The organism is Comamonas piscis, from assembly GCF_014109725.1.
Taxonomy (GTDB): domain Bacteria; phylum Pseudomonadota; class Gammaproteobacteria; order Burkholderiales; family Burkholderiaceae_C; genus Comamonas; species Comamonas piscis.
Genome location: NZ_CP058554.1, coordinates 1164283 through 1190640, shown reverse-complemented (window position 1 = coordinate 1190640; position 26358 = coordinate 1164283). Strand labels below are relative to the sequence as shown.

Annotated in this window: 23 protein-coding genes; 7 read left to right on the top strand and 16 right to left on the bottom strand. The window is 63.8% G+C overall.

The window, feature by feature from the left end:
* Positions 1-42: 42 nt before the first annotated feature.
* The 3 genes from HS961_RS05375 to HS961_RS05365 are packed head-to-tail and all read right to left on the bottom strand — an operon-like array spanning position 43 to position 1783.
* Positions 43-321 carry a helix-turn-helix domain-containing protein gene (locus tag HS961_RS05375; protein WP_182326723.1) on the bottom strand — a complete coding sequence of 93 codons (279 nt, stop codon included), beginning with the start codon at positions 319-321 and terminating at the stop codon, positions 43-45.
* Entirely contained in the window at positions 318-1259 is a 942-nt protein-coding gene (gene epsC / locus HS961_RS05370; protein WP_182326722.1) for a serine O-acetyltransferase EpsC, read from the bottom strand. Before epsC ends, HS961_RS05375 begins: the two co-directional genes overlap by 4 nt.
* A 50-nt stretch (positions 1260-1309) precedes the next feature.
* Positions 1310-1783, bottom strand: coding sequence for a rhodanese-like domain-containing protein (locus HS961_RS05365; protein ID WP_182326721.1), 474 nt, complete (start codon positions 1781-1783; stop codon positions 1310-1312).
* A 343-nt stretch (positions 1784-2126) separates the two neighbouring features.
* On the opposite strand from HS961_RS05365, the gene HS961_RS05360 reads away from it, so the two are divergent.
* Entirely contained in the window at positions 2127-2684 is a 558-nt protein-coding gene (locus tag HS961_RS05360) for a hypothetical protein (protein WP_182326720.1), read from the top strand.
* Positions 2685-2853: 169 nt separating this feature from the next.
* On the opposite strand, the gene HS961_RS05355 is transcribed toward HS961_RS05360, so the two are convergent.
* Entirely contained in the window at positions 2854-4191 is a 1338-nt protein-coding gene (locus tag HS961_RS05355; RefSeq protein WP_182326719.1) for a sulfatase, read from the bottom strand.
* A gap of 78 nt (positions 4192-4269) precedes the next feature.
* Complete coding sequence (locus HS961_RS05350) at positions 4270-5253, bottom strand: Bug family tripartite tricarboxylate transporter substrate binding protein (RefSeq protein WP_182326718.1); 984 nt, start codon at positions 5251-5253, stop codon at positions 4270-4272.
* Between the two features lie 188 nt (positions 5254-5441).
* On the opposite strand from HS961_RS05350, the gene HS961_RS05345 reads away from it, so the two are divergent.
* Positions 5442-5966, top strand: a complete 525-nt coding sequence (locus HS961_RS05345; RefSeq protein ID WP_238347801.1) for a MarR family winged helix-turn-helix transcriptional regulator — start codon at positions 5442-5444, stop codon at positions 5964-5966.
* Between the two features lie 84 nt (positions 5967-6050).
* A complete protein-coding gene (gene hemE, locus HS961_RS05340; RefSeq protein ID WP_182326717.1) occupies positions 6051-7166 on the top strand; it encodes a uroporphyrinogen decarboxylase in 1116 nt (371 codons plus the stop codon).
* 71 nt (positions 7167-7237) lie between these two features.
* On the opposite strand, the gene HS961_RS05335 is transcribed toward hemE, so the two are convergent.
* The 7 genes from HS961_RS05335 to lnt all read right to left on the bottom strand — a co-directional run bounded on the left by HS961_RS05335 (position 7238) and on the right by lnt (position 15356).
* The gene (locus HS961_RS05335; RefSeq protein ID WP_182326716.1) at positions 7238-7798 is read right to left on the bottom strand and encodes a histidinol phosphate phosphatase; all 561 of its coding nucleotides are present in this window, start codon (positions 7796-7798) and stop codon (positions 7238-7240) included.
* 64 nt (positions 7799-7862) lie between these two features.
* On the bottom strand, positions 7863-9995 hold the full coding sequence (gene glyS, locus HS961_RS05330) for a glycine--tRNA ligase subunit beta (RefSeq protein ID WP_182326715.1): 2133 nt from the start codon (positions 9993-9995) through the stop codon (positions 7863-7865).
* Complete coding sequence (locus HS961_RS05325) at positions 9995-10525, bottom strand: metal-dependent hydrolase (RefSeq protein WP_182326714.1); 531 nt, start codon at positions 10523-10525, stop codon at positions 9995-9997. The genes glyS and HS961_RS05325 overlap by 1 nt, the downstream gene beginning before the upstream one ends.
* A 20-nt stretch (positions 10526-10545) precedes the next feature.
* Complete coding sequence (gene glyQ, locus HS961_RS05320; protein WP_182326713.1) at positions 10546-11454, bottom strand: glycine--tRNA ligase subunit alpha; 909 nt, start codon at positions 11452-11454, stop codon at positions 10546-10548.
* 335 nt (positions 11455-11789) lie between these two features.
* Entirely contained in the window at positions 11790-13010 is a 1221-nt protein-coding gene (gene fabB / locus HS961_RS05315; protein ID WP_182326712.1) for a beta-ketoacyl-ACP synthase I, read from the bottom strand.
* Positions 13007-13531 (bottom strand): bifunctional 3-hydroxydecanoyl-ACP dehydratase/trans-2-decenoyl-ACP isomerase, encoded by a 525-nt coding sequence (gene fabA / locus HS961_RS05310; protein ID WP_116926625.1) that lies wholly within the window; start codon positions 13529-13531, stop codon positions 13007-13009. Before fabA ends, fabB begins: the two co-directional genes overlap by 4 nt.
* 301 nt (positions 13532-13832) lie before the next feature.
* A complete protein-coding gene (lnt, locus tag HS961_RS05305) occupies positions 13833-15356 on the bottom strand; it encodes an apolipoprotein N-acyltransferase (RefSeq protein ID WP_182326711.1) in 1524 nt (507 codons plus the stop codon).
* Between the two features lie 338 nt (positions 15357-15694).
* Here lnt and HS961_RS05300 point away from each other — a divergent pair, with 338 nt between their 5' ends.
* Both HS961_RS05300 and HS961_RS05295 read left to right on the top strand, forming a co-directional pair.
* A complete protein-coding gene (locus tag HS961_RS05300) occupies positions 15695-17791 on the top strand; it encodes a TonB-dependent siderophore receptor (RefSeq protein ID WP_238347800.1) in 2097 nt (698 codons plus the stop codon).
* An 83-nt stretch (positions 17792-17874) separates the two neighbouring features.
* The gene (locus HS961_RS05295) at positions 17875-19185 is read left to right on the top strand and encodes an MFS transporter (protein WP_182326710.1); all 1311 of its coding nucleotides are present in this window, start codon (positions 17875-17877) and stop codon (positions 19183-19185) included.
* On the opposite strand, the gene HS961_RS05290 is transcribed toward HS961_RS05295, so the two are convergent.
* From HS961_RS05290 to HS961_RS05275, 4 genes are all read right to left on the bottom strand, one after another.
* The gene (locus HS961_RS05290) at positions 19182-21329 is read right to left on the bottom strand and encodes a prolyl oligopeptidase family serine peptidase (RefSeq protein ID WP_182326709.1); all 2148 of its coding nucleotides are present in this window, start codon (positions 21327-21329) and stop codon (positions 19182-19184) included. The genes HS961_RS05295 and HS961_RS05290 overlap by 4 nt on opposite strands.
* Positions 21330-21485: 156 nt before the next feature.
* Positions 21486-22370, bottom strand: coding sequence for an HlyC/CorC family transporter (locus HS961_RS05285; RefSeq protein WP_182326708.1), 885 nt, complete (start codon positions 22368-22370; stop codon positions 21486-21488).
* A 115-nt stretch (positions 22371-22485) separates the two neighbouring features.
* Positions 22486-23238, bottom strand: coding sequence for a GNAT family N-acetyltransferase (locus HS961_RS05280; protein WP_182326707.1), 753 nt, complete (start codon positions 23236-23238; stop codon positions 22486-22488).
* A 215-nt stretch (positions 23239-23453) separates the two neighbouring features.
* Positions 23454-23951, bottom strand: a complete 498-nt coding sequence (locus HS961_RS05275) for an Lrp/AsnC family transcriptional regulator (RefSeq protein WP_021028762.1) — start codon at positions 23949-23951, stop codon at positions 23454-23456.
* A gap of 220 nt (positions 23952-24171) precedes the next feature.
* Here HS961_RS05275 and hppD point away from each other — a divergent pair, with 220 nt between their 5' ends.
* Positions 24172-25296, top strand: a complete 1125-nt coding sequence (hppD, locus tag HS961_RS05270) for a 4-hydroxyphenylpyruvate dioxygenase (RefSeq protein WP_182326706.1) — start codon at positions 24172-24174, stop codon at positions 25294-25296.
* Positions 25297-25386: 90 nt separating this feature from the next.
* Positions 25387-26352, top strand: a complete 966-nt coding sequence (locus tag HS961_RS05265; protein WP_327012014.1) for a tripartite tricarboxylate transporter substrate binding protein — start codon at positions 25387-25389, stop codon at positions 26350-26352.
* Positions 26353-26358: the final 6 nt, after the last annotated feature.

The window sequence follows — 26358 nt, the reverse complement described above, 5'->3', positions numbered from 1 at the left end:
TGTGAATGAACAGGAAAATCATCGCTTTGCAGCGCTTGGGCCTCAACCGGCTATCGCCGCCAAGCGGCTCATGTGCTGGGCACGCACCAGGTAGTGCTGGTGCAGCTCCTCACCGCGTTGCACCAAGGTGGACTGCGCCACCTGCAGCGCCTGGGCCAGCTTGCCGATGGTGGCCAGCGACACTGCCACCTGGCCCCGCTCGACCTCGCCAACATAGGAACGGTTCAAATCCGCCTGCGCGGCCAACTGCTCTTGCGACCAGCCCATGGCCTCGCGTGAGCGGCGCACGGCCAGCCCGAAATGGTGGGGGAAATCATTCATAGCGCAGCCTCCTCAGCGGGCAACGCGGGCTCGTTGCTGCGCCGCAGTGCAGCAGCGGCCTGCAGCGATGCCTGGGTCACATGGGCGCCCGCAGCCACGCTCTGGGTCAGCCAGACATTGCCGCCAATGACGGCGCCGGCGCCCAAGGTGACCCGGCCCAGAATGGTCGCGCCCGCATAAATCACCACGCCGTCTTCCACGATCGGGTGGCGCGGCTGGCCCTTTTGCAGATGGCCTTGCGCGGTCTGCACAAAGCGCTTGGCGCCCAGGGTGACGGCCTGGTAGATGCGCACCTTGCGGCCAATCACCGCCGTCTCGCCCACCACCACGCCGGTGCCATGGTCGATAAAAAAGCCCTCGCTAATCTGCGCGCCGGGGTGGATGTCAATACCCGTCTCGCTGTGCGCCAGCTCAGCCACGATGCGGGCCAGCAGCGGCAGCTGCAGCACATAGAGCTGGTGGGCAATGCGGTGGTGGATCAAGGCCAGCACGCCGGGGTAGCACAGCAGCACCTCGTCCACGGTGCGGGCGGCGGGGTCGCCTTCGTAAGCGGCCTGCACATCGCTGTCCAGCAGGCGGCGAATCCCTGGCAAGGCCAGTGCGAAATGGCGCGTCAGCGCCTGGGCCTGCTCATCGGTGCCTGCCGGGCTGCGCTGGGTGTAGCGCAGCTCCAGCGCAATCTGGGTCTGCAACCGGTGCAAGGCGGCATCCAGCGCATGGGCCACATAAAAATCTTCGCTCTCCTGCAGCAAATCATGCGGGCCCAGCCGCATCGGAAACAGGACGCCCTTGAGCAAACCCAGGGTCTGCGCCAGCGCATCGCGCGAGGGAAACTCGCGCCCACCGGGCTCCTGGCTGCGCTGGTGGGAATCACGCCACAGGCGGCGCTGCTCGGCCAGCTCTGCGGCCACTTCTTGGATGGGGAAAGGGGTGGTCATGGAATACCTTCGTGGGAGGATCAAAGTGCGCTTGTGGATGGGTCAGGGCCTCAGTCCTGCACCCAGAGCAGTTGGTGGTAGCGCCAGCCATCGCCATGGCCACGCTGCTGCTGCGCGTCCAGCTCGCCTTCAAAGCCCTCTTGCACATTGAAGACATGGCGAAAGCCGGCGGCCTCGGCCGCTTGCGCAGCTAGCACCGAGCGTTTGCCGCTGCGACACAGCAGCAGAGCTACCGCCTCCTTGCCGCCATGGGCGGCCAGGCGCGCTTCCAGCTCGCGCACAAAGCGGGGGTTGCGGGTGAGCGCCGTGCCGGTCGCCCAGGGGACATGGATGCTGCCGGGCACATGGCCGACAAAATGGCGCTCTTCGGCCGAGCGCACATCGACCAGCACCGCCCGTTGCTGTTGCACCAGTTGCCAAGCCGCCACCGGGGGCACGCTGCCGGCATAGCCCAGCGCTTGCTGCTGCGCCGCTTTCCAGGCCGTTTCCAGCACCTCAGGCAGGCTGGTATCGGTTGTCGTCATAAAAAGCCTCTACGGTCAAATGGATGGGGATAGCCACCAATTTAGGCCGCAAGGCGCTGCAGGGACACGAATAAAAATGCGCTTGCACATGCAGTTTTCACATATACGCAGCCAGCCGCCCAAGGCTTGCGCCTATAGCCAGAGCTTTTGAATAGGTCTATATTGAAAACAAGGTGTAGCAGACGCGCTGTGCCCATCAGCCAACGTCTTCTGCGCCTTGACTGCCGCATTGCAACAGGCCACATCGTGCATGCGGTTCCTTAGAACAGGGCTGCAATGCCCGCTGTGGGCCCCTTGCAAGGTGCCTGCGGCCCGCAATGACAGCCTCCAACAGGAGACAAAGATGGCTGTCATCACCCATGACCATGGACTGCATTCCACCCTCAGCGAAGGCCACCACCGGCGCCATTTCAGCGCCAAGCGGGTCTGCCTGGGCATTGTGCTTTTATGCGTGGCCTTGGCCGCGCTGGTGCTGCCGCTGGTACGCGACGGCTTGCAGCTAATCCAGACCCAGCTGCACTGGCCAGCGCTCTCCAACTGGCTGGCCCAGGCCCCCATGGCCAGTTGGCTGATGATGTTTGTCTGGGGCGCGTTGGTGCCGCTCTCGCTGATCGCCATGCTGCGCTACCACCGCAATGCGCTGGGTGTGGTCGCGGCGCTGGGCTTTGCTGCCGTGGCCGTCATCTGGTATGTACACATGCCCGCGCTGTCGACTTGTGGCGCGCTGTACCAAGGCAGCATCTGGTGCTCGGTCATCTCCTGGGGCTACAGCCTGAGCCTCGGTATCAGCAATGCCGTCTACCTGTTTGCGCTGGTGATGGCCCTGCTCGGCGGCATCAGCTTTGCGGCGATTCCCGAGGACGATGAAGAGGATACCGGGCAGCAGAACGCCGCCCAGTAAAGATGCTTAAGGATCCTCTGCAGAACCCTCGCCAAGCGGGATGGACGCGGATCGGGATGAGACGCAAGGCGTCTTTTGCAGTCAATAGCAAGCTATTGACAAGGAAGACAACGCAGCGGATCGCCCGAGACCGCGTTCAGACCACGGCAGGGAGTTTTGCAGAGGTTCCTTAACGCTGGGGCATGTCGGCGTTGGTGTAGCACAGGCTGACGGTCGCATCCCCCGGTATTGGCGGCATGCTCGCGTTCCAGGCTTCCCAGGCTGCCACCATGGCTTGCAGCCGCTCGGGCAACACCGCCGCCATGTTGGCGCGCTCGCGCTCGTCGGCGCGCAGGTTGAACAGATAGTCCACGCCATCGACCCGCAGGTATTTCCAGTCGCCATCGCGCATCGCACGCTGGCCCCGGTGATTCATGCGCCAGAACAGGGGCTGGTCGTCTTGCCAGGCCACATCCTGCAGCAGCGGCAGCAGCGACTTCCCATCCAAAGGGTAATCAGCAGCAGGCTGGGCACCGCCAATCTCCAGCATAGTCGCGCTCCAGTCCATCGTCATGCAGGTTTGGCGGCTCTCGCCCGCCGGCGCAATCACGCGCGGCCAGTGGGCTACCCAGGGCACGCGGATGCCGCCCTCGGTCAGGTCCATCTTGCCGCCCACCAGCGGCCAGTTGTCCGAGAAGCGCTCGCCGCCGTTGTCGCTGGTGAAGACGATCAAGGTATCTTCTGCCAGCCCATGCGCCTGCAAGCGCGCCACCAGGCGGCCAATACCCTCGTCCATGTGGTGGATCATGCGCTGGTAGCTCTCGATATTGCCGCCATGCAGGTGGTAGATGGCTTGTTTGTTCTCGACCAGCTCGCGCGACAGCGTCTCGTCATCCCGCGTCTCCCAGGGCCAGTGCGGCGCGGTGTAGTGCAGGCTCAAAAAGAAGGGCGTCTCTTGCTGCGCGCCGGCCGCCATGCGGTCGATGTAATCCACTGCATAGTCGCTGATCAGGTCGGTCAGGTAGCCGGGCTGCGAATGCTCGGCCTCGCCAAACCAGAGGTCATGTTGGCCGTTGGCACCGCAGTGGCTGAAATAGTCCACGCCGCCCGACATGGGCCCAAAGAACTCTTCATAACCCGATTGCAGCGGGCTGAAATGCGGCGGGTAGCCCAGGTGCCACTTGCCCATCAAGGCCGTGCGGTAGCCCGCATCGCGCAGCAGCGATGGCAAGGTGGGGTGGCTGGGCGGCAGGCCCAGGTCCGGGTTGCCGCGTGTGGCGGTGCGGATCGGCTCCTCGGCAGCGCCACGCAGGCGGTACTGGTAGCGCGCCGTCATCAGCGCAAAGCGTGTCGGCGAGCAGACCGGCGAGTTGGAGTAGCCCTGCGTCAGCTTGAGCCCCCCGTCCGCCAGCGCATCGATGTGCGGCGACACGGCCCCAAAGCTGGCGTTGCGGCCGCCATAGCAGCCCAGATCGGCGTAGCCCAGGTCATCGGCCACGATAAAGATGATGTTCGGTCGTTTCAACACGGGGTCTCGCTCACAGTCATGGCAGGCCGGCGCCCAATCGCTGCGCGGCCTGCGTCTGGCAGTACAAGGGAAAACGAATCAGGGCTTGTAGCCCGAGGCCTGGATCACCGGCGCCCACTGCTTTTTGTAGGCCTGCAGCGCCTTGGCGGTCTGCTCGGAGGTGCTGGCCACCGGGTCCAGGTAGTTGGTGGCGAACTGCTTGTGCACTTCCGGGTCCTGCATCACCTTGTGGATGGCGGCGGCATAGCGCTGCACCTGGGCGGCAGGCATGGACTGGGGCGCGAAGAAAGTGTTCCAGCCAGCGGCAGACAGGTTGACACCCGCCTCCTTCAAGGTCGGCACATCGGGCACGGCGGCATTGCGCGCATCGCCACTGACGGCCAGCAGGCGCAGCTTGCCCGCCTGGTGCTGCTGCACCAGGGTGTCGAGCGTATCGACGGCCACCGGCACCTGGCCTCCCATCAGATCGGTGAGCAACGGGGCCGAGCCCTTGTAGCCCACCGCCTCGGCTTCAACACCGGCTTGCTTGCCCAGCATCAACGCGAAAAAGTGCGGCAGGCTGCCGGTGGCGGGCACGCCAATATTGGCCTTGGCCGGGTTGGCCTTGAGCCAGGCCAGCAGATGCTGCATTTCCTTGACCGGCACGGCGCTGGACACCGCCACGCCGAACACATAGCGGTTGACTTCGCTGACCGGCACAAAATCCTGCTCTGGGTCGTATCCCAGGTTGTTCACCACCAGCGGCGCCACCACCATCACAGCGGGGTTGGCCAGCATCAGCAGGGGCTGGTTGGCGGGGGCATTTTTCACAAACTGCGCGGCCACGCGGCCGCCAGCGCCTACCTTGTTGTCGACGATCACCGTGCTGCCCAGGCTGGCCTGCAGCTTGTCGGCCACGATGCGCGCGACCCGGTCAGTGGCGCCCCCTGGCGGGTAACCGACGATGATGCGCAGCACGCCATCCTGGGCCTGCGCGGGCAAGGCCCACATCGATGAGGTGGTGGCCAGCACCGAGGCAGCCATGGCTGCGGACTGGCCGAGAAAATGACGACGTTGAACCATGGGGAATGTCTCCGATGCTTATGAACAGGGGCCGCATGGGCGGCCGATGCCCTCTATGGTGCCGCGTTTGATCTAGCCCAAAGGCATAAGCTTTTTCAGCTTCGGCCCAAGCGCCAGCGCAGCATGCCTGCACTGTAGAAAACCAGGGCACAATTGTTCTAATCAACCATCGCCCGGATTTACCCGCAGTGCCGCCCAACCCCCTTGCCGATCCGCAGCAACCCAGCAACCTACTGCTTTACCGCCTGGCCAAGCTCACCGCGTCGGCGGGCCGACTGGTCACGCGGCTGTGCGAGCGCCACTACGGCATCACCCGGCGCGAATGGGGCGTGCTGATGTGGTTGGCGCGCCAGCCGGGCCTGCAGCCCTCGCAGCTGGCCGATCTGCTCGAACTCGACCGCGCCCGCATCTCGCGCGCCATTGCGTCGATGCAGGCCAAGGGGCTGCTGCACAAATCCACCGAATCCAGCAACCGCCGCCGCGCCGCGCTGCAGCTGAGCCCCGCTGGCCAGCGCCTGCATGATGCGCTGCTGCCCCAGGTGCGGCGCATCAACACCGATCTGGTGGCCGCGCTCGACGCCGATGCGCTGGAGAATTTGGACCAGAGCCTGCACAGCCTGCAGCAGCAGGCCAACCTGGCGGCGCAAGAGGACGACAGCGACGCCGCCTTTCCGCCGCGCCAGTCGGGCCACCGCCAGAACCATTTGGGGTAATTTCCGCCGTCTTTGATCCATACCCCAGCCCGGCAAACCAGCATCCATGCCCAGGCATCGGCAACTGCGCGACAATCCTTGCCCATGAGCACGACATTTGCACCGCTGACCAACGACACCTTCTTGCGCGCCTGCCGCCGCCAAGCCACCGAGTACACGCCGCTGTGGCTGATGCGCCAAGCCGGCCGCTACCTGCCCGAGTACAAGGCCACGCGCGCACGCGCTGGGAGCTTTATGGGGCTGGCGACGAATGTGGACTACGCCACCGAGGTGACCTTGCAGCCGCTGGAGCGCTTTGCGCTCGACGCCGCCATCCTCTTCAGCGACATCCTGACGGTGCCCGATGCGATGGGCCTGGGCCTGTCCTTTGCCGAAGGCGAAGGCCCGCGTTTTGCCAAGGTGGTGCGCGACGAAGCCGCCGTGCAGGCGTTGGCCGTGCCGGACATGGACAAGCTGCGCTATGTCTTCGATGCCGTGACCAGCATCCGCCGTGCACTGAATGGCCGCGTGCCGCTGATCGGTTTCTCCGGCAGCCCCTGGACCCTGGCCTGCTACATGGTCGAAGGCAAGGGCAGCGACGACTACCGCCAGGTCAAGTCGCTGATGTACAGCCGCCCCGATCTGATGCACCGCATCCTGGAGGTGAATGCCGACAGCGTGGCCGTCTACCTCAATGCCCAGATCGATGCCGGCGCGCAGGCCGTGATGATTTTTGACAGCTGGGGCGGTGTGCTGGCCGATGGCGCCTTCCAGCAGTTCAGCCTGGCCTACACCAAGCGCGTGCTGAGCCAACTCAAGCGCACCGGCGTGGATGGCACGGACGTGCCCCGCATCGTGTTCACCAAGGGCGGCGGCATCTGGCTGCCCGAGATGCGCGATCTGGACTGCGAGGTGCTGGGCCTCGATTGGACCGCCAACCTCGGCAAGGCCCGTGCCATTGTCGGCGGCGAAGCTGGCGGCCCCGGCAAGGCGCTGCAAGGCAATATCGACCCCAATGTGCTGTTTGCGCCGCCCGAGCGCATTGCCGAGCAGGTGCGCCATGTGCTGGAGAGCTTTGGCACACCCCACACCGACACCAGCCGCCCCGGCCCCACGCATATCTTCAACCTGGGCCATGGCATCAGCCAGTTCACCCCGCCCGAGCATGTGGCGGCCTTGGTGGAAGCGGTACACAGCCAGTCGCGCGCGATGCGTAGCTAAGCGCTGCGCGGCCAGCCAAGCAAAAGCCCCGCATGCGGGGCTTCGTTCATGGGTTGGCGAAAGTCGCCTACTCAGGCTGGCGGTGGCCGGCTGGCCAGCGCCTGCAGCAAGTGCTCCGTACACTGCAGCATGCTCGCATGCTGCTGGGCCTGGTCGGATGGGCAGGCAGCAGCCTCGACATCCGGCCCACCGGGCACAGAGACCCAGTGCAGCCGCGCGCCCAAACTGGCAGCGGCCTGCAGCAAGCCAGGGCTGCGGGCAATCACTGCGACCTTGCCGGCTTCCATGTTGAAGCGGTCCAGAATCTGGCGCAGCAGCGTGGCCTGGGCGTCCAGGCAGTCGCAGTGGTCATCGGGCGGATGGGGGCAGAAAAACACCGCATCGACCTTGGCGCCGACGGTGGCCAGCTCCTTGTACATCTGGCGGTGGTAGTCGTTCAGCGCTGCGCAGTCGTACAACCCCCGGCCCAGACCGGGTTGGTTGGCCACCAGCACCACATGCCAGCCCGAGAGATTCAGCCGGGCGATGCTGATGGCGGCATCGGGCATGGTTTGCCAGTCCTGGTGGCCGCTCAGTTGGCCCAGCACCGGCTGGCCGACAATACCGTCACGCTCGAGAATCGCAAGTTTCATCACAGGCTCCCTCAGAACACAGGCCAGGGCACGCAGCCCTGGCGGGCAGCGGCCATCCAGCTTATCAGGCAGCGACCAGGCGCGACAGATCGGCGATGCGGTTCATGGCGTCATGCAAAGTCGCCAGCAGGCCCAGGCGGTTGGCCTTGAGCGCCGGGTCTTCGGCATTCACCATCACATGCTCAAAGAAGGCATCGACGGGGGTGCGCAGCGCAGCCAGGGTTTGCAGGCTGGCGGTGTAATCGCCTTCGGCAAACTGGGCATTGGCCTTGGGGGCGACGGTTTGCAGCGCGGCAAACAGGTCCTTCTCGGCTTGCTCTTGCAACAGGGCTGCGTCCACGTGGGCGCGCACCGGGCCATCGGCCTTCTTCAGGATATTGCCCACGCGCTTGTTGGCAGCGGCCAGTGCCGGTGCCTCGGGCAGTGCGGCAAAGGCACGCACGGCTTCCAGGCGCTTTTGCACATCGGCCAGGCGCTGCGGGCGGTAGGCCAGCACGGCATCCACTTCCTGGGCGCCAAAGCCCTGCTCACGCAGGCTGCCAGCCAGGCGGTCATAGATGAAATCGGACAGCGCGGCGCTGGCATCTTCAATCTTGTCGCCAAAAGCGGGCAAGGTGCTGACCAGTAAGGTGTCCAGGTCCAGTGGCAGGTCTTTTTCGACCAGCATGCGGATGACGCCCAGCGCATGGCGGCGCAGTGCGAAGGGGTCGCGGTCGCCGGTGGGCAGGTTGCCGATGCCGAACATGCCGACCAGGGTTTCGAGCTTGTCAGCCAGCGCGACGATCACGCCCACTTCGCCACGGGGCAGCACATCGCCGGCAAAGCGTGGCTTGTAGTGGTCTTCGATGGCATCGGCCACTGCGGTGTCGAGCTGGTCGTTGAGCGCGTAGTAGCGGCCCATCGTGCCCTGCAGCTCAGGGAATTCGCCCACCATGTCGGTGATCAGGTCGGTCTTGGCCAGCATCGCGGCTTGGTCCACCTGCTTGCCCAGCTGGGTGGCACCTAGCTGCTGGGCAATGCTCTTGGCAATGGCGCGCACGCGCTGTACGCGCTCACCCTGGGTGCCCAGCTTGTTGTGGTACACCACCTTGTCCAGCGCTTCGACGCGCGAGGCCAGGGTTTTCTTGCGGTCCTGGTCAAAGAAGAACTTGGCATCGGCCAGACGTGGGCGCACCACGCGCTCGTTGCCGCCGGTCACCGCCGATGCGTCGGCCGGGCTGATGTTGCTCACCACCAGGAACTGGTTGGTCAGCGCGCCATCGGCGGCCAGCAGCGGGAAGTACTTCTGGTTGGCCTTCATCGTCAGGATCAGGCACTCTTGCGGCACATCGAGAAACTCTTTCTCAAAGGCGCAGACCAGCACATGGGGGCGTTCGACCAGGGCGGTCACTTCGTCCAGCAGGGCTTCGTCGTCGATCGGCTTGACACCGCCGCCGACGCGCTCGGCGGCTGCCTGCAGCTGGCGCACGATCTCGGCCTTGCGCTCGTCAAAGTTGGCAATCACGGCGCCCTGCTCGGCCAAGGTCTTGGCATAGCTGTCGGCATCGGTGATCAGCAAGGGATCAACCAGCGCTTCAAAACGGTGGCCATGCGTGGTGTTGCCGGCCTTGAGGCCCAGCGCCTCGATGGACAGCAGCACCTCGGCGCCATGCAGCGCCACCAGGCCATGGGCCGGGCGCACAAACTGCACGCTGCTCCAGCCGGGCAACTCGCAGTTGGTCTCCAGCTGGTAGGTCATCACTTTGGGGATCGGCAGCTTGGCGATGCTCTCGGTCAGCGCCTTTTGCAGGCCCTCGGCCAGGCTGACGCCTGCAGCGGTGCTGTCGTAGAACAGCGCTTCGGCCTTGCCGTCCTGGGCGCGTTTGAGCTGCGGCACCACCGATGCATCGGCACCCAGTGCTGCGAGCTTCTTGAGCAGCGCTGGCGTGGGCTGGCCGTCTGCCGACAGGCCGACGGCCACCGGCATCAGCTTTTGCGACACCTGCTTGTCGGCGGCGCGGGGCAGCACATCGCTGATCAGTGCGGCCAGGCGGCGCGGCGAGGCATAGGCCGTCAGCTGCGAGTCATTGCCTGCCAGGCCTTGCGCGCGCAACTGCTGCAGCAGCACCTGGGCAAAGGCATCGCCCAGCTTTTTGAGCGCCTTGGGAGGCAGCTCTTCTACAAACAGTTCAACCAGAAGATGGGGAGAGGAAGTCATCAGGATTTCCGGGTATGGCGCAGCGCGAAGATGGACAGGCCCAGGGTCAGCAGCGGGAACCATACGTTGTAGAGTTCACTGACCAGGACCTGCACACCGCGCTGCGAGAAAAAGCGGTCTGCCGCAATCGGCGATACCGCAATCGGTCGCCAAGGGCTGAAAAAACGTTCGGTGCTCAAGGGCCACCACAAGGCAATGCCGCTGCCGCCGCTGGTCATCATGTCCAGCAAGGGGTGTGACAGAGTGCAGAAAAACACCCAGGCAAAGCCGGCTAGGCGCGGCACCTTCCACCAGCGCGCCAGCCACAGGCCGATCAAGCCCATCAAGAGCGCAAACAAAGCCGTGTGGGTGATGCCACGGTGGGCCCAGATGCCGCTGCCGGCGCTGCCAAACTGGTAGGGAATGCCATCAAAATCAGGCGCAATCGCGGCCAGTGCACCCACCAGCAGCATGCTGGGCGGCACACGGCGGCTGCCCAGCGCCAGCGCTGCGGCAACCGGTACGGCGACATGCGTAAAGATCGTGGGCATGGACTGCGCGGCGGGGCGGTTTAGGCCGCAGCCTTGGGCGGGATCTGCGCGACCCAGTCACGCGGCGCCATCGGGAAGCCCAGGCGCTCGCGGCTGTCGTAGTAGCTTTGGGCCACGGCGCGCGCGAGGTTGCGGATGCGGCCGATGTAGGCGGCCCGCTCGGTCACGCTGATGGCGCCACGCGCATCGAGCATATTGAAGGTGTGGCCGGCCTTGAGCACCTGCTCATAGGCGGGCAGTGCCAGCTGTTGCTCCATCAGCAGCTTGGCCTGCTTTTCATGCGCGCCAAAGGCATGGAACAGAAACTCCGCATCGGAATGCTCGAAGTTGTAGGTGGACTGCTCCACCTCGTTTTGGTGGTACACATCGCCATAGGTCAGGCCATCGGTCCACTGCAGGTTGTAGACATTGTCCACGCCTTGCAGGTACATGGCCAGGCGCTCCAGGCCATAGGTGATCTCGCCGGTCGCGGGCTTGCAATCGATACCGCCCACTTGCTGGAAATACGTGAACTGCGTCACTTCCATGCCGTTCAGCCAGACTTCCCAACCCAGGCCCCAGGCGCCCAGGGTCGGGTTTTCCCAGTCGTCTTCGACAAAGCGGATGTCGTTCTTCTTCAGGTCAAAACCCAGTGCCGTGAGCGAGCCCAGGTACAGATCGAGGATGTTGGCCGGCGCGGGCTTGAGCACCACTTGGAACTGGTAGTAGTGCTGCAGGCGGTTGGGATTCTCGCCGTAGCGGCCATCCTTGGGGCGGCGGCTGGGCTGCACATAGGCGGCTTTCCAGGGCTCGGGGCCAATGGCGCGCAAGAAGGTGGCGGTGTGCGAGGTACCTGCACCCACCTCCATGTCATAAGGTTGCAATAGCGCGCAGCCCTGGTCGGCCCAGTACTGCTGCAGCTTCAAAATGATTTGTTGGAAATTCAACATGGAGAGTCTGGTGGTGGACGCAGCCTGCTGCCATTGCCCGCAAGGGGCCGCACAGCAACAAGATCGGACTGCATGCATGCCTTGCTGCCAGTCAGCACCAGCAAAGCGGTCAAAAACATTTGATTTTAGTGCTTTCAGCAGGGCCATGGGCCGGGATAGCCGAGCGCGCCAGGGCCCATCAGGGTGACGCAGCCCCATCTAGCAACGATGGGCTGCGCTGGCACCCCGCCTGCTGGCGATCACCGATCTCATTTTGATAGCAGACTATCCACACCCGAGAGGCAAAAGAAAAGCGCCCGAAGGCGCTTTGTCAGGGGATCAATGGCCGCTGCCGATCAAGCCGCTTCCCAGCGCTTGAGCACCAGGCAGGCATTGGTGCCGCCAAAGCCAAAGCTGTTGGACAGCACCTGCTTCAAATCGGCCACACGCGCCTTGGTCACCAAGGGCATATCGCCGACGGCCGGATCCGGATGCTCCACATTGGCCGACCCTGCGATAAAGCCCTTCATCAGCATGATCAGGCTGTAGATGGCTTCCTGCACACCCGTCGCGCCCTGCGAATGGCCGGTCAGCGACTTGGTCGACGAGAACGGCGGGATGCGGTCGCCAAACACCTTGCGGATAGCGTGCAGCTCGGGCACATCGCCCACCGGGGTGGAGGTGCCATGGGTGTTGATGTAGTCGATGGGGATGGGCAGGCCTTCAATGGCCTGGGCCATGGCAGCCGCCGCACCCTCGCCCGATGGAGCGACCATGTCTTCGCCATCCGACGAGATGCCAAAACCGACGATCTCGCCCAAGATGGTGGCGCCACGGGCCTGGGCATGCTCCAGGCTTTCGAGCACCAGCGCGCCGCCGCCGCCAGCGATGACAAAACCATCGCGGTCGGTGTCATAGGGGCGTGATGCCTTGGTCGGGTCGTCGTTGTACTTGCTGGACATCGCACCCATGCCATCAAACAAGATGGCCAGGCCCCAGGACAGCTCTTCGCCGCCGCCGGCAAACATCACATCCTGCATACCCCAGGAGATCTGCTGGGCGGCTGCACCCACACAGTGTGCCGAGGTCGAGCAGGCGGAGGTGATCGAGTAGTTGATGCCCTTGATCTTGAAATTGGTCGCCAGGTTGGCCGACACCGTCGAGCCCATGCAGCGCGTGACCTGGTAAGGGCCGACGCGGCGAATGCCCTTGTCACGCAGGGTGTCAGCGGCCTCGATCTGGTGGGCGGGCGAGCCGCCGCCTGAACCCATGATCAATCCGGTACGCGGGTGGCTGATTTGTTCGGGCGACAGGCCGGCCTGGGCAATCGCTTGCTGCAGCGAGATCTGGGCGTAAGCCGCAGCATCGCCCATAAAGCGCAGTTGCTTGCGGTCAATGAAGTCTTCCACATTGATGCGCGGAATGCCAGCGACCTGGCTGCGCAGGCCCATTTCCTTGAACACCGGCATATGGTCGATCCCGGAGCGGCCTTCGCGCAGCGAAGTCTCCACGGCCTCCAACCCTACACCGATACAGGAGACGATGCCGGCCCCTGTAATAACCACCCGACGCTTCATGCTGCGTTTTCCTTGCCGTCGCCCTCGCGCAGGAACAACCCCACACGCAGGTCATTGGCGACATAGATTTCCTTGCCGTCAGCGAGCAGTCGTGCATCGCCAATGGCCATGTTCAGTTTGCGCTTGATCACGCGCTTGATGTCGATTTCGTAGGTTACCAGCTTCACGTCGGGACCGACTTCGCCAGTGAACTTGACCTCACCGGCACCCAGGGCGCGGCCGCGACCTGGCAAGCGCAGCCAGGTCAGGTAAAAGCCGATCAGCTGCCACATGGCGTCCAGGCCCAGGCAGCCAGGCATCACCGGATCGCCCTGGAAGTGGCACTTGAAGAACCACAGATCGGGGTTCACATCCAGCTCGGCCACAATCTTTCCCAGTCCGTGCGAGCCGCCGTTCTCATCAATCTCGGTGATGCGGTCAAACATCAGCATGGGCGGCAGTGGCAAGCGGCCACTTTCAGGGGTAAACAACTTGCCCTCGCCGGAGGCGATCAGTTGTTCATAGGAAAAAGATTCAGCCATTGTCAGTCCAACTTCTGGTGGCGGTCACTCCGCCGCATTTCTCTGATGGTGCCGGGCACCACTACCTGCAGGTACGCATTATCCCGCTTCTGGGCCCGAACGTGCGAGACAAAGCCGTGAAGTGCGCTGTGCTTTGTCCACCAAACGCCGAGGCTCTGCGCTTTTTAACAGCAATTACATTTGCCTCCAGTGGGGCTCTGCAAGGGCCTTTGTCGTGCAAGCGGCACATCCGCCGACGCTATCTCCCTGCAACCAACCTGCTTAAGACGGCATCTTCAGAAACGGGCACGGGGCCCTTCGTTCAGCGCCGCCGGCCCATCCAGCCCGCCAACACCACCAGCAAACCCAGACCCCACAGCGGCCAAAGCCCCCAGCGACCAGCCCACTGGGCAAACCAGGTGGGGGTAGCGTCCACGCCCTGGACCTGCGCTTGCAGCACCGCACGGCTTTGGTGCGGCAGAATCTGTTGCACGACCCCATCACGGCCGATCACCGCCGTCGCGCCGGTGTTGGTGGCACGCAGCATGGGCCGCGCCAACTCCAGGGTACGCATGCGGCTGATCTGCAAATGCTGGTCAATGGCAATCGAATCGCCAAACCAGGCGATATTGCTGGCATTGACCATGATCGTCGGCGATTGTGCGCCATCGACAAAGCGGCTCGCCAGCTCTTCACCAAACAAATCCTCATAGCAGATATTGGGCGCCCAGCGCTCACCGGCCCAGGCCAATGAGGGCTGGTTCATGCCGCCCCGGTTGAAATCGCCCAGCGGGATCTGCATCAAATCGGTAAACCAGCGGAACATCGGCGGAATGAACTCGCCAAAGGGCACCAGGTGGTGCTTGTCGTAGCGGTAAGGCTCGGCACTGCCAGGCACCAAGCCCACCATCGAATTGGTGTAGCCCTGCTCAAAATCACCCAACGGCACGCCCACCAAGGCCGCTTGCTTGCCGCTGGCAAAGCGCTGCTGCAATTCCTGCCAGTAGCCATGCGGCGCTTGCTGCAGCAGCACTGGGATGGCCGTTTCCGGCGCAATCACCATGTCGGCCTGGCTTTGCTGCAACTGCTGGGCATACCAGGCCAGAGCCATCGGGATGCCCGAGCTGGCCTGGAACTTCTCGCCCTGTGAGATATTGCCTTGCAGCAGCGCAACGGATACCGGTTGATTGGGCGCTGCTGCCACCGCCGCCTGGGGCAGGCCTTGCGCCAGCCACACGACACCCACCAGCACCGCCAGGGCCACATAGCCCGACGCATGCCTTGCATGCACCGCCCGCAAGCCCGCCAGCCACATGGCCATCGCCGATGCGACGGCGCCAATGCCGTAGACGCCAATCCAGGGCGCCAAGCCGGCCAGGGGGCCATCAACATGGGCATAACCGCCGGCGCCCCAGGGGAAGCCGGTCCACCACTGGCCACGAGCCAGCTCGGCCAGCAGCCACAGTGCCGCAAACAGCAGCATCGCGGCCGACAGGCGCTCACCCCGCCAGGCCACAAACAGGCCACAGACGACGGCGTAGTACAGCGCCAAAAAGGCGGCCAGCGCAAACACGGCCAGCACCGCCAAAGGCGCCGGCAGGCCACCGTAGGTGTGCATGGAGATAAACAGCCACCAGAAAGTGGCGCAGAGCCAGGCGCAGGCAAAACCCCAGCCGATCAGCACGCCATGCCAGGCGCGCTGCACGCGCATCAGCGCCGCAGGCAGCACCGCCAGTGACAGCAGCTGCAGCCACCACAGCGGCTGGCCGTAGTGGCCTGGAAAGCCATCCGTATGCCAAGGCCAGGCGAGCGACCAGGCTTGCAAGACCCCGGCCAGGATCGCCATACAAAACCACAGCCAGGGAAAGCGGCGCGGTGACTCAAAGGGTGAATAAGAATAGGAAGCGGGCACAGGTCAATCAGGGTTGGCAGGGGGGACACCACCGCGCGCTCCAGAGGCGCGGCCGCTGGAGCGCACTATACGCGATCCCCCTCTGTAGCGGACTGCCGCGCAGGGGCTGAACGGCAGCGCGCAGCGGCGCCCGGCAACGCCCGATAGAAATTACCAAATGCAGCTAATTTGCTACACAAGAGAATGCATCTGAGAATAATTATCGGTTGCAATATAAAATTACAAACTAGTTACCCGTCACTCACTTTCTTCCCCTCTTCCTCCCCAACACCATGCAATACGCACGCTACACCCCGGTGGTCCACGCCGTTCTGCTGGCCATTGGCGCTATCGGCTTTGCGGCCCCAGCGCTGGCACAAACCGCCGATACCACCGACACCGCGACAGCCAACGCCAAGGCCGACGCACCCAGCACCACGTTGGAGACCGTGACGGTGATCGGCTCGGTCAACGACCTGCAAAGCCTGGACTTCTACGCGCCCAACTCCAGCGCCGTGCTGCAAAAGGACCAGATCGACGCCCTGGGTGCCCGCAAGCTGGACCAGGCCCTGCAGTACCAGGCCGGCGTGGTCAGCGAGCCCTTTGGCGCGGACAACAAGGTCGAGTGGTTCAAGATCCGTGGCTTTGACGCCTCGGTGTCGCTGGATGGCACCCCCACCTCGCCCAACGGCTACTTTGTCTGGAAGCCCGAAATCTTTGGTGTGGAAACGGTCGAAGTCGTCAAAGGCGCCAATTCGCTGGTCTTTGGCGCATCCGAGTCCGGCGGTATCGTCAACCTGGTGACCAAGCGCCCCAAGAAGGAGCGCGCGCTGCAGCTGAACACCGAAGTGGGCAACCAAAAGCGCTTTGGCGCCGGCATCGACTACAACGACATCGCCAATGCCGATGGCACCGTGTACTACCGCTTTGTGGCGCAGGCGCGCCGCGAAGACGGCCAGCAGCGCGAAACCAATATGAAGAGCTACTACCTGGCGCCCAGCGTCACGATGGAGTTCACCCCCCAAACCTCGCTGACCTTGCTGGGCAGCGTGCAGCGCGAAGATGGCCGCCCCACCAACGGCTTCCTGCCCGCCTACGGCACCATCATCGACACGCCCTACGGCCGTATTGACCGCCGCCTCAACGCAGGCGAGCCCGGTGTGGACCACCTCAAGCGCACCCAGTCCAGCCTGGGCTGGCTGCTGAGCCACCAGATCAACAGCGACTGGAAGTTCACACAGAACTACAAGTACACCCACCTCGATCTGGACCAGGTCAACACCTTTGCCTATGGCTCGGACGGCGACCGTACGCTGTCGCGCGGCTACACCTACACCGATGGCACCTCCAAGAGCCATTACCTGGACAACCGCATCACCGGCAAGCTCAAGCTGTCCGACAGCATCCAGCTGCTGCCCACCTTCGGTATCGACTACCTCAAGTCCGACACCGACGGCATGAACAACGGCTTTGGCTTTGTGCCGGGTCTGGACATGTTCAACCCTGTCTATGGCGCGCCTTTCGACATCAGCGGCACGCCTTATGGCCTGCATTCCAAGCAGTGGGGCGCCTATGCCTCCACCCAGCTGCGCGTGGGCAGCCACTGGAACTTCAACGCCGGCATCCGCCATGACAGCGCCAAGAACACCGGCTCGGTCAGCGGTTCCGACGCCGCCTACGACGTGAGCAAGAACAGCGTCAACCTGGGCGCCATGTACATCACCGACTTCGGTGTGTCGCCCTACATCAGCTACTCCGAATCCTTCAAGCCCATCGCCGGTGTGGACAGCACAGGCATGGCCTACAAGCCCTACGAAGGCAAGCAAAGCGAAATCGGTCTGAAGATGGAGCCTTCCTGGCTCAACGGCACCCTGACCCTCGCCTACTTTGACGTGAAGGAAAAGAACGCGCTGATCTCGGACGCCTCCAACATCCAGTCGCAATCGGGCAAGCGCACCAACAAGGGCGTGGAGCTGCAAGGAGACTTCAAGCTGGGCGCGGCCACTGCCATCAAGGCGGCCTACACGCACAACAACTCCAAGCAGGACATCACCACCAGCCAGACGGTGCGCACGCCGCTGATTCCGGACAACCAGGTCAGCTTGTGGCTGAGCCACAGCCTGAGCTTGGCCAACAGCCAGAAGCTGACCGTCGCCGCCGGTGCCCGCTACAACGGCCAGACCGAAGACCAGCGCTACAGCCCCGGCAAGCGCATCTCCGGCTACACCTTGCTGGACCTGATGGTGCGCTACGACCTGAGCCGCGAATGGGCGCTGCAACTCAATGCCCGCAACCTGACCGACAAGACCTATGTCAGCGGCTGTGACTTTTACTGCTACTACGGCGGTGGCCGCACCGTCGATGTGCAACTGCAGTACCAGTGGAAATAAGCAACTAAGATTAAACGCTTAGTGCCAGTGCTGCGGGCAGCGCCCGTGGCACTGGATGTGGCTCCTTCTTTGCCTTTTTCTCCATGACGACTTCTTCCGGCAGTGCCAACCTCTCTGCCGCCGACACCGGACCCGCTCAGTGGTCCGTTCGCGCTTTGTTGACGGTCGTGTTTCTGGGCCTCACCGCCGGGGTGCAGATGAGCGACTACGGCCTGCAGGCCATCTCGCTGTCCGCCATCCAGAAGAGCTTTGCGATCAGCGATGCCGCCATTGGCGCGCTGCAGGGCCTGGCCGGCGTGCTGGTGGGCAGTGCGCTTGCCATTCCGCTGGCCCGGTTTGCCGACCGTTTCTCGCGCAAGCGCGTGCTGCTCTGCCTGATTGCCGCCTCCACCGCGATGATGGTGCTGAGCGCGCTGGCACCCAACTTCCCCCTCTTCTTTCTGGGTCGCTCGGCCGCCGGCATCACCGAGTTTGCGATGGTGCCGCTGGTCTACTCGATGATCCCCGACCTGGCCCCCCAGCGCCACCGCGTGCTGGCCAACCTGGGCTTTGCGGCTCTCGTCTCCAGCGGTGCCAGCGCCGGCTTTTATTTTGCCGGTGCCATCCAGAGCACGGCTGTCGCGCTGATCCCGGGTGATCTGGATCCCTGGCGCAAGGCCTTTATGCTGCTGTCGGTGGCCGGCCTGCCGCTGCTGCTGGCAGGTTTTTTCACCGCCGATCCGCCCCGCCACATCGCCAGTAGCGATGGTGCCAGCGGCGCCACCCTGCGCCAGTTTCTGCGCGCGCGCTGGCAGCCGATTGGCCTGTTTGTCGGCATCGCCGGCAGTCTGATGATTGGCGTGCAAGGCCTCAACCAGCTGATCGCCCTGGCGCTGGAGCGGCGCTTTGAGGCCACGCCCGCCCATATTGGCGAGGTAATGGGGCCGATCTTGCTGGTTAGCACCCTGGGCTGCCTGCCGGTCGTCGCCTGGCTGGACCGTTGGCTGGCCAGGCGCCTGGGCCAGGCAGTGCGCCCGCTGATCATGGGTATCTGCGCGCTGCTGGCCGTCCCGGCCGTGCTGATGCTGTTCTCTACCGCCTCGCTGCCACAGGCCTTTGTGGTGGTGGCGCTCTTCCTCTTCATCACCTGCACTGCCAATGCGCTGGTGCCCACCATGCTGCAGGATTTGGCGCCCGCCGCGCTGCGCGCCCGCATCTTTGCGCTGTGGAGCTTTGTGGTGTCGGTGTTCAGCGCGCTAGGCCCGCTGCTGGCGGGCTTTGTCTCCACCTGGGTGGTGCAGGGCCACCTGCTCAGCGCCATCACGGTCACAGCCGTGCCAGCGCTGCTGGTGTCGGCCTGGTGCGCCTGGGGGCTGTTTCAGCGCAGCCGGCCCCAGGCGGGTCAGGCGATCTAAGCGGCGGGCGGCTTGCCGGCCGTTGCGCAGTGCTGGGCAAAGGCCCACAAGCGCGCCGCCTGGCCCAACACACTCTCCTGCTGGTCGCTTTCCTGGTGGCCGCTGTCCGGGTTCAGCAGCATCAAGGCAGGCGCTGCACTGGTGGAGCGGCGGCGCACATTGGCCATCAGCTTGGCGGGCTCCCAGTACGGCACGCGGTCGTCCTTCAAGCCAGCGGTACACAGCAGCGGTGGGTAGGCCGCCTCGCGCACGTTCTCATACGGCGACAACGCGGCGATGTAGTCGTAGGCCACCGGGTCGGCCAGCGGGTCTCCCCAGTCCGGGCGCAGCAGCGGCACCAGCGGGTGGTCGGCATCGCTCATGGTGTTGAGCATGTCCACAAAGGGCACCTGCGCAATCACGCCGGCCCATTGCGCGGGCTGCATGTTCATCGCACCACTCACCAGCAGGCCACCGGCTGATATGCCCTGCGCCACCGTCTGCTGTGGCGTGGTGTAGCCCAGCTGCTGCAAATGCTGGGCGCAGGCGATGAAGTCGGTCATCGAGTTGCGCTTGTGCTCTCGGCAGCCGCCCTGGTACCAGCCATGGCCTTTTTCCGAGCCGCCGCGCACATGGGCAATCGCATAGCGGTAGCCGGCATCGACCCAGGCGAGGGCCGGCAGCGAGAACGAGGCCTCGTGCGCAATGCCGTAGGCGCCATAGCCGGTCAGCAGCAGCGGCTGGGGCTGGCTGGCATCGATATCCTTGCGCGAGAGCACCGTCAGCGGCACCCACTCGCCATCAACGGCGCGCGCCTGCAGCCGCTCGATGCGGTAGTTCGCGGTGTCCAGCCCGCTCCAGGTTTCGCGGCCCATCTCGGTCATCTGGCCGTCTGCCAGGCGGATGTCCAGCCAGCGCGGCGGCTGGGCCGGCGTCTGGTGCTTCACGCGCACATGGCTGGCATCCCAGTGCTGGCCGGGCAGCAAATCCAGCGTGTACGCGGGCTCGTCAAATCGGATCGTCGTCTCCGTCCCATCACGCTGCAGCAGCACCAGCTGGTGCAGGCCGTCGACCCGCTCCAGCCGCACCAAGGTGCTGGCAAAGGGCTGCATCTTGATGATGGGCACGCCCAGGCGGTGGGCGGCCAGGGTTTGCTGGGGCTGCAGGTGCTCGGGGTCGAGCCGCAGAATCTGACGGTCGGTGGCGCCACCGGCATTGGTCAGCGCCACCAGGTTGCCATTCCATTCATTGACCTCGTAGCGGATGCCGCGCTCGCGCGGGCGCAGCAGCCGGGCCGGGGCATGTTCCTGGCCGGCGGCAATCAGGTGGACCTCGCTGGTGTCCGGCCCGAACAGGCTCAGCACCACAAAACCATTGGCCGCCGTGCGCACCACGCGCATAAACAGCGCGGGGTCCGTTTCCTCGTGTACCAGCACCGGCTCGCCGCCCTGCAGCGCGCTGCGGTAGAGGCGCGAGGGCCGGCTGTGCGCATCGCGCCAGATCCAGAACAGGTCCTGCGACGACGGCGAAAACGTCAGCCCGCCATAGCCAAACGCATCCTCGGCCACCAGCACCTGGGTTTCACCGGTCTGGGTATCGAGCACGCAGATGCGGTGGCGGTCATTGCCGATCAGGTCTTCGGCCCAAGCGTAGTAACGGTCATCCGGGCTGGCCTGGTGGTCGGTCGCGCGGTAGTAGACATGACCCTCGGATTGCACGGCCTCGTCGACCAGGGTCTGCACCCGGCCATCCGAATGGCTGCGCACAAACACACGTTGGCCGCCTGCCCCAGCTTGGCTGCTATAGGCCCAGCCTTGCAGAGCGGCGGGCGGCGCCAGCTCGGTGCTGCAGACATGGGCGGCCATCGCCTCGTAAAAGCGCTGTGCCGAGGGGGCCAATGGCGCCAGCATCTGCGCCGCATAGTCGCGCTCGGCCTGCAGCAGGCTGCCCAAGGGCTCGGGCAGGTTGTCCATCGTGCGCGTGCCCGACTCGGGGATGTACTTCAGCCAGGCAAAGTCATCATTGCGGCGGCGGCCCAGCTGTTCAATCCAATGGTCCTGGGGCTCGGCATACGGGGCGACAATCGCCGGCCAGACGGGCTGGTGTGCGGTGGTTGCACTGGTAGCGGCAGGCGCCGGGGTGGGGGCTTGTGGGGAGGTGGGCATGGAGCAGCATTTTAGGGAGGCTGGCCAGCACTCTGGCCCGCAAGGCCAAACGCCGGTTGCGCATGGCCAACGCCCATAAAAAATGGCAGCGAATCTTGGATTCGCTGCCATTGGGCTATCAGGGGGCAGGCCAGCCGTCCGCTGACCCGGCCGCCGTCAGGCGTCTGCCGCCGGGTCCGACACCGGTGCCGCCCGCTGCACTCGGAACCAGCGCACCGCTCCGCCCTTGGTCAGCAGCACCTCAAAGTGCAGGCCACCCAGCATGATGTGGGCGCCGCGCTTGGGCACATGGCCCAGCTCGTGGGCTATCAGGCCGCCAATGGTCTCAAAGCTCTCATCGGGGTCGCTGCTCTCCAGCACCACGTTGAACTCTTCGGCCACCCGCTCCACCGGCGTATCGCCCGAGATGCGGAAGGTGTCATCGGCCAGCGCAAAGATGTCGCCTTCGTCTTCAGGCAAATCGAACTCGTCCTCGATCTCGCCGACGATCTGCTCGAGCACATCCTCAATCGTGACCAGGCCAGCCACGCGACCGAACTCATCGATGACGATGGCCAGGTGGTTGCGGTTGCCACGGAACTCGCGCAGCAGGTCGTTGAGGCCCTTGCTCTCGGGCACAAATACCGCCGGGCGCAGGAGCGCACGCAGATTGAGTTGGGGGGAGCGTTGGAGCTTGAGCAAATCCTTGGCCATCAAGATGCCAATGATGTTTTCCTGCTCACCCTGGAACACCGGGAATCGCGAATGGGCGGTGTTGATGACGGTATGCAGCACCGACTCGTAGTCGGCTTCGATGTCGACCAGGTCCATGCGTGGTGCGGCCACCATCACATCGCCTGCGGTCATGTCTTCCATGCGGATGACCCGCTCCAGCATCACGCGGGAGTCGGCGTTGATGACATCGTTGCTTTCGGCTTCCGCCAGGGTTTCGATCAACTCGTCCGCAGAGTCTGGGGCCGGGTGAATCAGTTCGGCAACCTTTTGAAAAAAGCTGCGTTTGTCTTCCTTGTCGGGGAAGCGCGAGGGATGGGGGTCTGACACTGTCTTGGAATGCAGGACGTGCGGTAGTGGAACAAGCAATCAGGATAACGGATTGCGGATTTCCTCCGAAATCGCTGCTGAATTCTTCAGCAGCGCTCTGCCTCACATCCGCCGTTCACTGGCCCGATTTGTGGCGGCCCTGCTGCACATCGCGCCGCACTTCCTGCACGGTGGACAGAAAATCCCAGAACTGCCGCGCCTGCCTTTTGAACAGGTAGTCCATCTCGCCCATCTGGTCCTCGACCAGGTCGGCCATGCGGGTGTCAAAACCAGCGGGCGGCAGCTTCAAGTAAGCTTCGGACTCCGAGCCATCGCGCTCCACCGAAGCACCGGCCTTGCGGGCAATCTTCAGCATCGCGGTGTTCTCGGACAGCGCGTGGATGAACAGCATCTGCACACCTTTGGTGCGCGCATCCATCGCTGCACGCTCAAACAAACGGCTGCCCAGGCCCTTGCCACGCCCCATTTTGAGCACGGACACGCCAAACTCGGCACAGCTGCCCATGTTGGACGAGGGCGGTGCATAGGCCACATGGGCCATCGCGATCAGCTTGAGGTGGCGGTTGTAGATGCCAAAGATCTCGTCGCGCTCAAAGTTCAGGCTGTCCACATAGCGCTCGATCTGCGCATCATTGGCCTGGTAGCCAAAGCGCAGATAGCGGTCTTGCGCGTCCAGGTCCAGCAGGTGGGCAAGGATGCGCGGGCGGTGACGCTCACTGAGGGCGCGGATAGGAACCATAGAGGCAGAAGGTCGGGGCTTCTTGCCGTCTTGGGGGTTCTTGCTGTCACCCATGCGGCCAAAGAAGGGGAAAAACGCCATCATGCCGTTGGCAACGGATGAAGGGAACCATTCTTTAGTCGTGATCATGGGGTAAATATACGGGTTAACCCGTGCATTATCAATCATGCTGCGACGCAGCATATTTCGTGCCTATGGCTTACCCCGGGCTAACAAGGGGTATTCAGAGCCCGCAACCATGCGGCTTTGCGCTGGAAGTGGGCACTTGGGCATGCAGTTTTCGGTGCCATTGGCCGAGCGCGTAAGAGCAGCGCGATTTGCGCTGGCGCAACATCGGATGCAGCTTAAACCCCGGGCAACACCGGCAATGCTGTGGTGAGCTTCACACGGTCCAGCACAAAGCTGGTCTTGCAATCCTGCACGGCAGGGTGGCGCAGCAAGGTGTCCATCACAAAGCGGCTGTAGTGCGCCATGTCGGCGACGACCACGCGCAGCAGGTAGTCCATATCGCCGGTCAGAGCCACGCATTCCACCACCTCGGGCCAGCTTTGCACGCTGGCGCGGAAGAGGTCCAGCGGATTGCGCTTGCTCGCCTCGGTGAACTTCTCCAGCCGCACATTCAGGTAGGCCGTCATCGACAGGCCCACCGCCTCAGGCTTGACCAGAGCCACATAACGCTCGATGACGCCGACCTCTTCGAGCCGCTTTACCCGGCGCAGCACCGCGCTGGACGACAAGCCCACCTGCTCGCCGACGACGTCGTAGGTCTCGCGGCCGTTGTGCTGCAGGCGCTGCAAAATAGCACGGTCGAGTTTGTCCAGAGGGTAGGCAGAGGTAGTCATGGCAGAGGTTCCGAATGGCATTTGCTGCACTGCAACAGCGCAACACAACAGGATGGCGCAATTTTACTGCTCAGTTTTTGACATAAACACATAAATCAAGCTTTACTAGCCAGCAAGGCGTGATAAATCGCCAAAATGCTGCGCGCCAAGACCGGTACAGTGGATCCAAAGCAGCCAGCCCATGCTGGCGACACCAGAGACGATCCACAGGAGACCTGCGATGACAGCCGCCATCCCCCACCAAACCATAGAGTTCACGACCTGGGACAACCCCATGGGCACCGACGGTTTCGAGTTCATCGAATACGCCGCACCCGATCCGGTCGCCATGGGCAAGGTCTTCGAGTCCATGGGCTTCAAGCCCGTGGCCCGCCACCGCCACAAGCATGTCACCCTGTACCGCCAAGGCGGTATCAACTTCATCATCAACGCCGAGCCCGACAGCTTTGCCCAGCGCTTTGCCCGCCTGCACGGGCCCAGCGTCTGCGCCATTGCCTTCCGCGTGCAAGATGCCAAGGCTGCCTACGAGCGCGCACTGGGCCTGGGCGCCTGGGGCTATGCTGGCCAGGCCGGCCCGGGCGAGCTGAACATCCCCGCCATCAAGGGCATCGGCGACAGCCTGATTTATCTGGTGGACCGCTGGCGCGGCAAGAACGGCGCGCAAGCCGGCGATATCGGCAACATCGGCTTCTTCGATGTGGACTTTGAGCCCCTGCCCGGCATCAGCGCCCAAGAGGCCCTGAACCCGCACGGCCATGGCCTGACCTATATCGACCACCTGACCCACAACGTACACCGGGGCCGCATGGACGAATGGGCAGACTTCTATGAGCGTCTGTTCAACTTCCGCGAGGTCAAGTACTTCGACATCGAAGGCCAGGTCACCGGCGTCAAGAGCAAGGCCATGACCAGCCCCTGCGGCAAGATCCGCATCCCCATCAATGAAGAGGGCAAGGAAAAAGCCGGCCAGATCCAGGAATACCTGGACATGTACAACGGCGAAGGCATCCAGCACATCGCGATGGGCTCGGACAACCTCTATGAAACGGTGGACCAGCTGCGCGCCGGCGGCGTCAAGCTGCTCGACACCATCGACACCTACTACGAGCTGGTCGACAAGCGCCTGCCCGACCACGGCGAGGACGTGGCCGAACTGAAAAAGCGCAAGATCCTGATCGATGGCACGGGCCAGAAACTGCTGCTGCAGATCTTCAGCGAGAACCAGCTTGGCCCCATCTTCTTCGAGTTCATCCAGCGCAAGGGCGATGACGGTTTTGGCAATGGCAACTTCAAGGCGCTGTTCGAAAGCATTGAGCTCGATCAGATGCGCCGCGGGGTGTTATAGGAAAAATTGAAGGGCCGCAGCGTTGATCTTCCTCAATTTGCCATGCGGCCTCTCTATACTCCGGAGCGATTTATCAATCTGGAAACAATTGTGAAACGCTCCGTCTTCCTCGCCGCCGCCCTGTCTGGTTTCATGTTGGCTGCCAGCGCGCAGAACGCCAGCCAACCCCTGACCTTTGTAGTGCCCTACCCCGCAGGTGGCCCGCTGGACACCTCGGCCCACCTGCTGGCCCAGGGCGCTGAAAAGCAACTGGGCGCCATCACGGTGGCCAACAAGCCCGGCGCCGGTGGCGCCACCGGTGCCACCCTGGTGGCCCAGGCCAAACCCCAAGAGAACATGGTGCTGATGGGTGCGGTGGCCACGCATGCCGTCCTGCCCTACCTGGGCACGCCCCCGCAGTACGACGCACAGAAGGACTTCAAGCCGTTGATCCTGGTGGCACGCGTACCCAACGTGCTGGTGATGAAGAAGAGCCGCGCCGAGCAGCTGGGCATCAAGACCACCTCGGAGATGGTGGCCTACATCAAGGGCCACCCTGGCACCTTGAAGATGGGCTCGGGCGGCAACGGCAGTATCGGCCACATCTCGGGCGAGATGCTCAAGTCGCTGGCCAATCTGCAGATGCCCAGCGTGCCTTACGCCGGTGCAGCCCCCGCCCAAAAGGCGCTGCTGAGCGGTGAGATCGATGTGGTGTTTGACAACCTGGCCTCGGCCCTGCCGCTGATCAAGTCTGGCGAGCTGCTGCCGCTGGCGGTGACCACCTCAGACCGCAATGTGGCCCTGCCCCAGGTGCCGCCGGTGAACGAGTCGGTGCCAGGCTTTGATGTCTCCACCTGGTTTGGCGTGTTTGCGCCTGCCAGCCTGCCCGACCAGGAAGCGCAAAAGTACGCCTTCGCCTTCCAGGGCGCGCTGACCGACCCGCGCTTCAAGGCCGAGTACCTGAAGATGGGCATTGCGCCTGAAGACATGCGCCTCAAGGAGCTGTCGCACTTTGTCTCGCAGGAAGGTCGCAAGTTTCAGTTTCTGATCAACACGATCAAGATCAAGACCAACTGAGCGCCT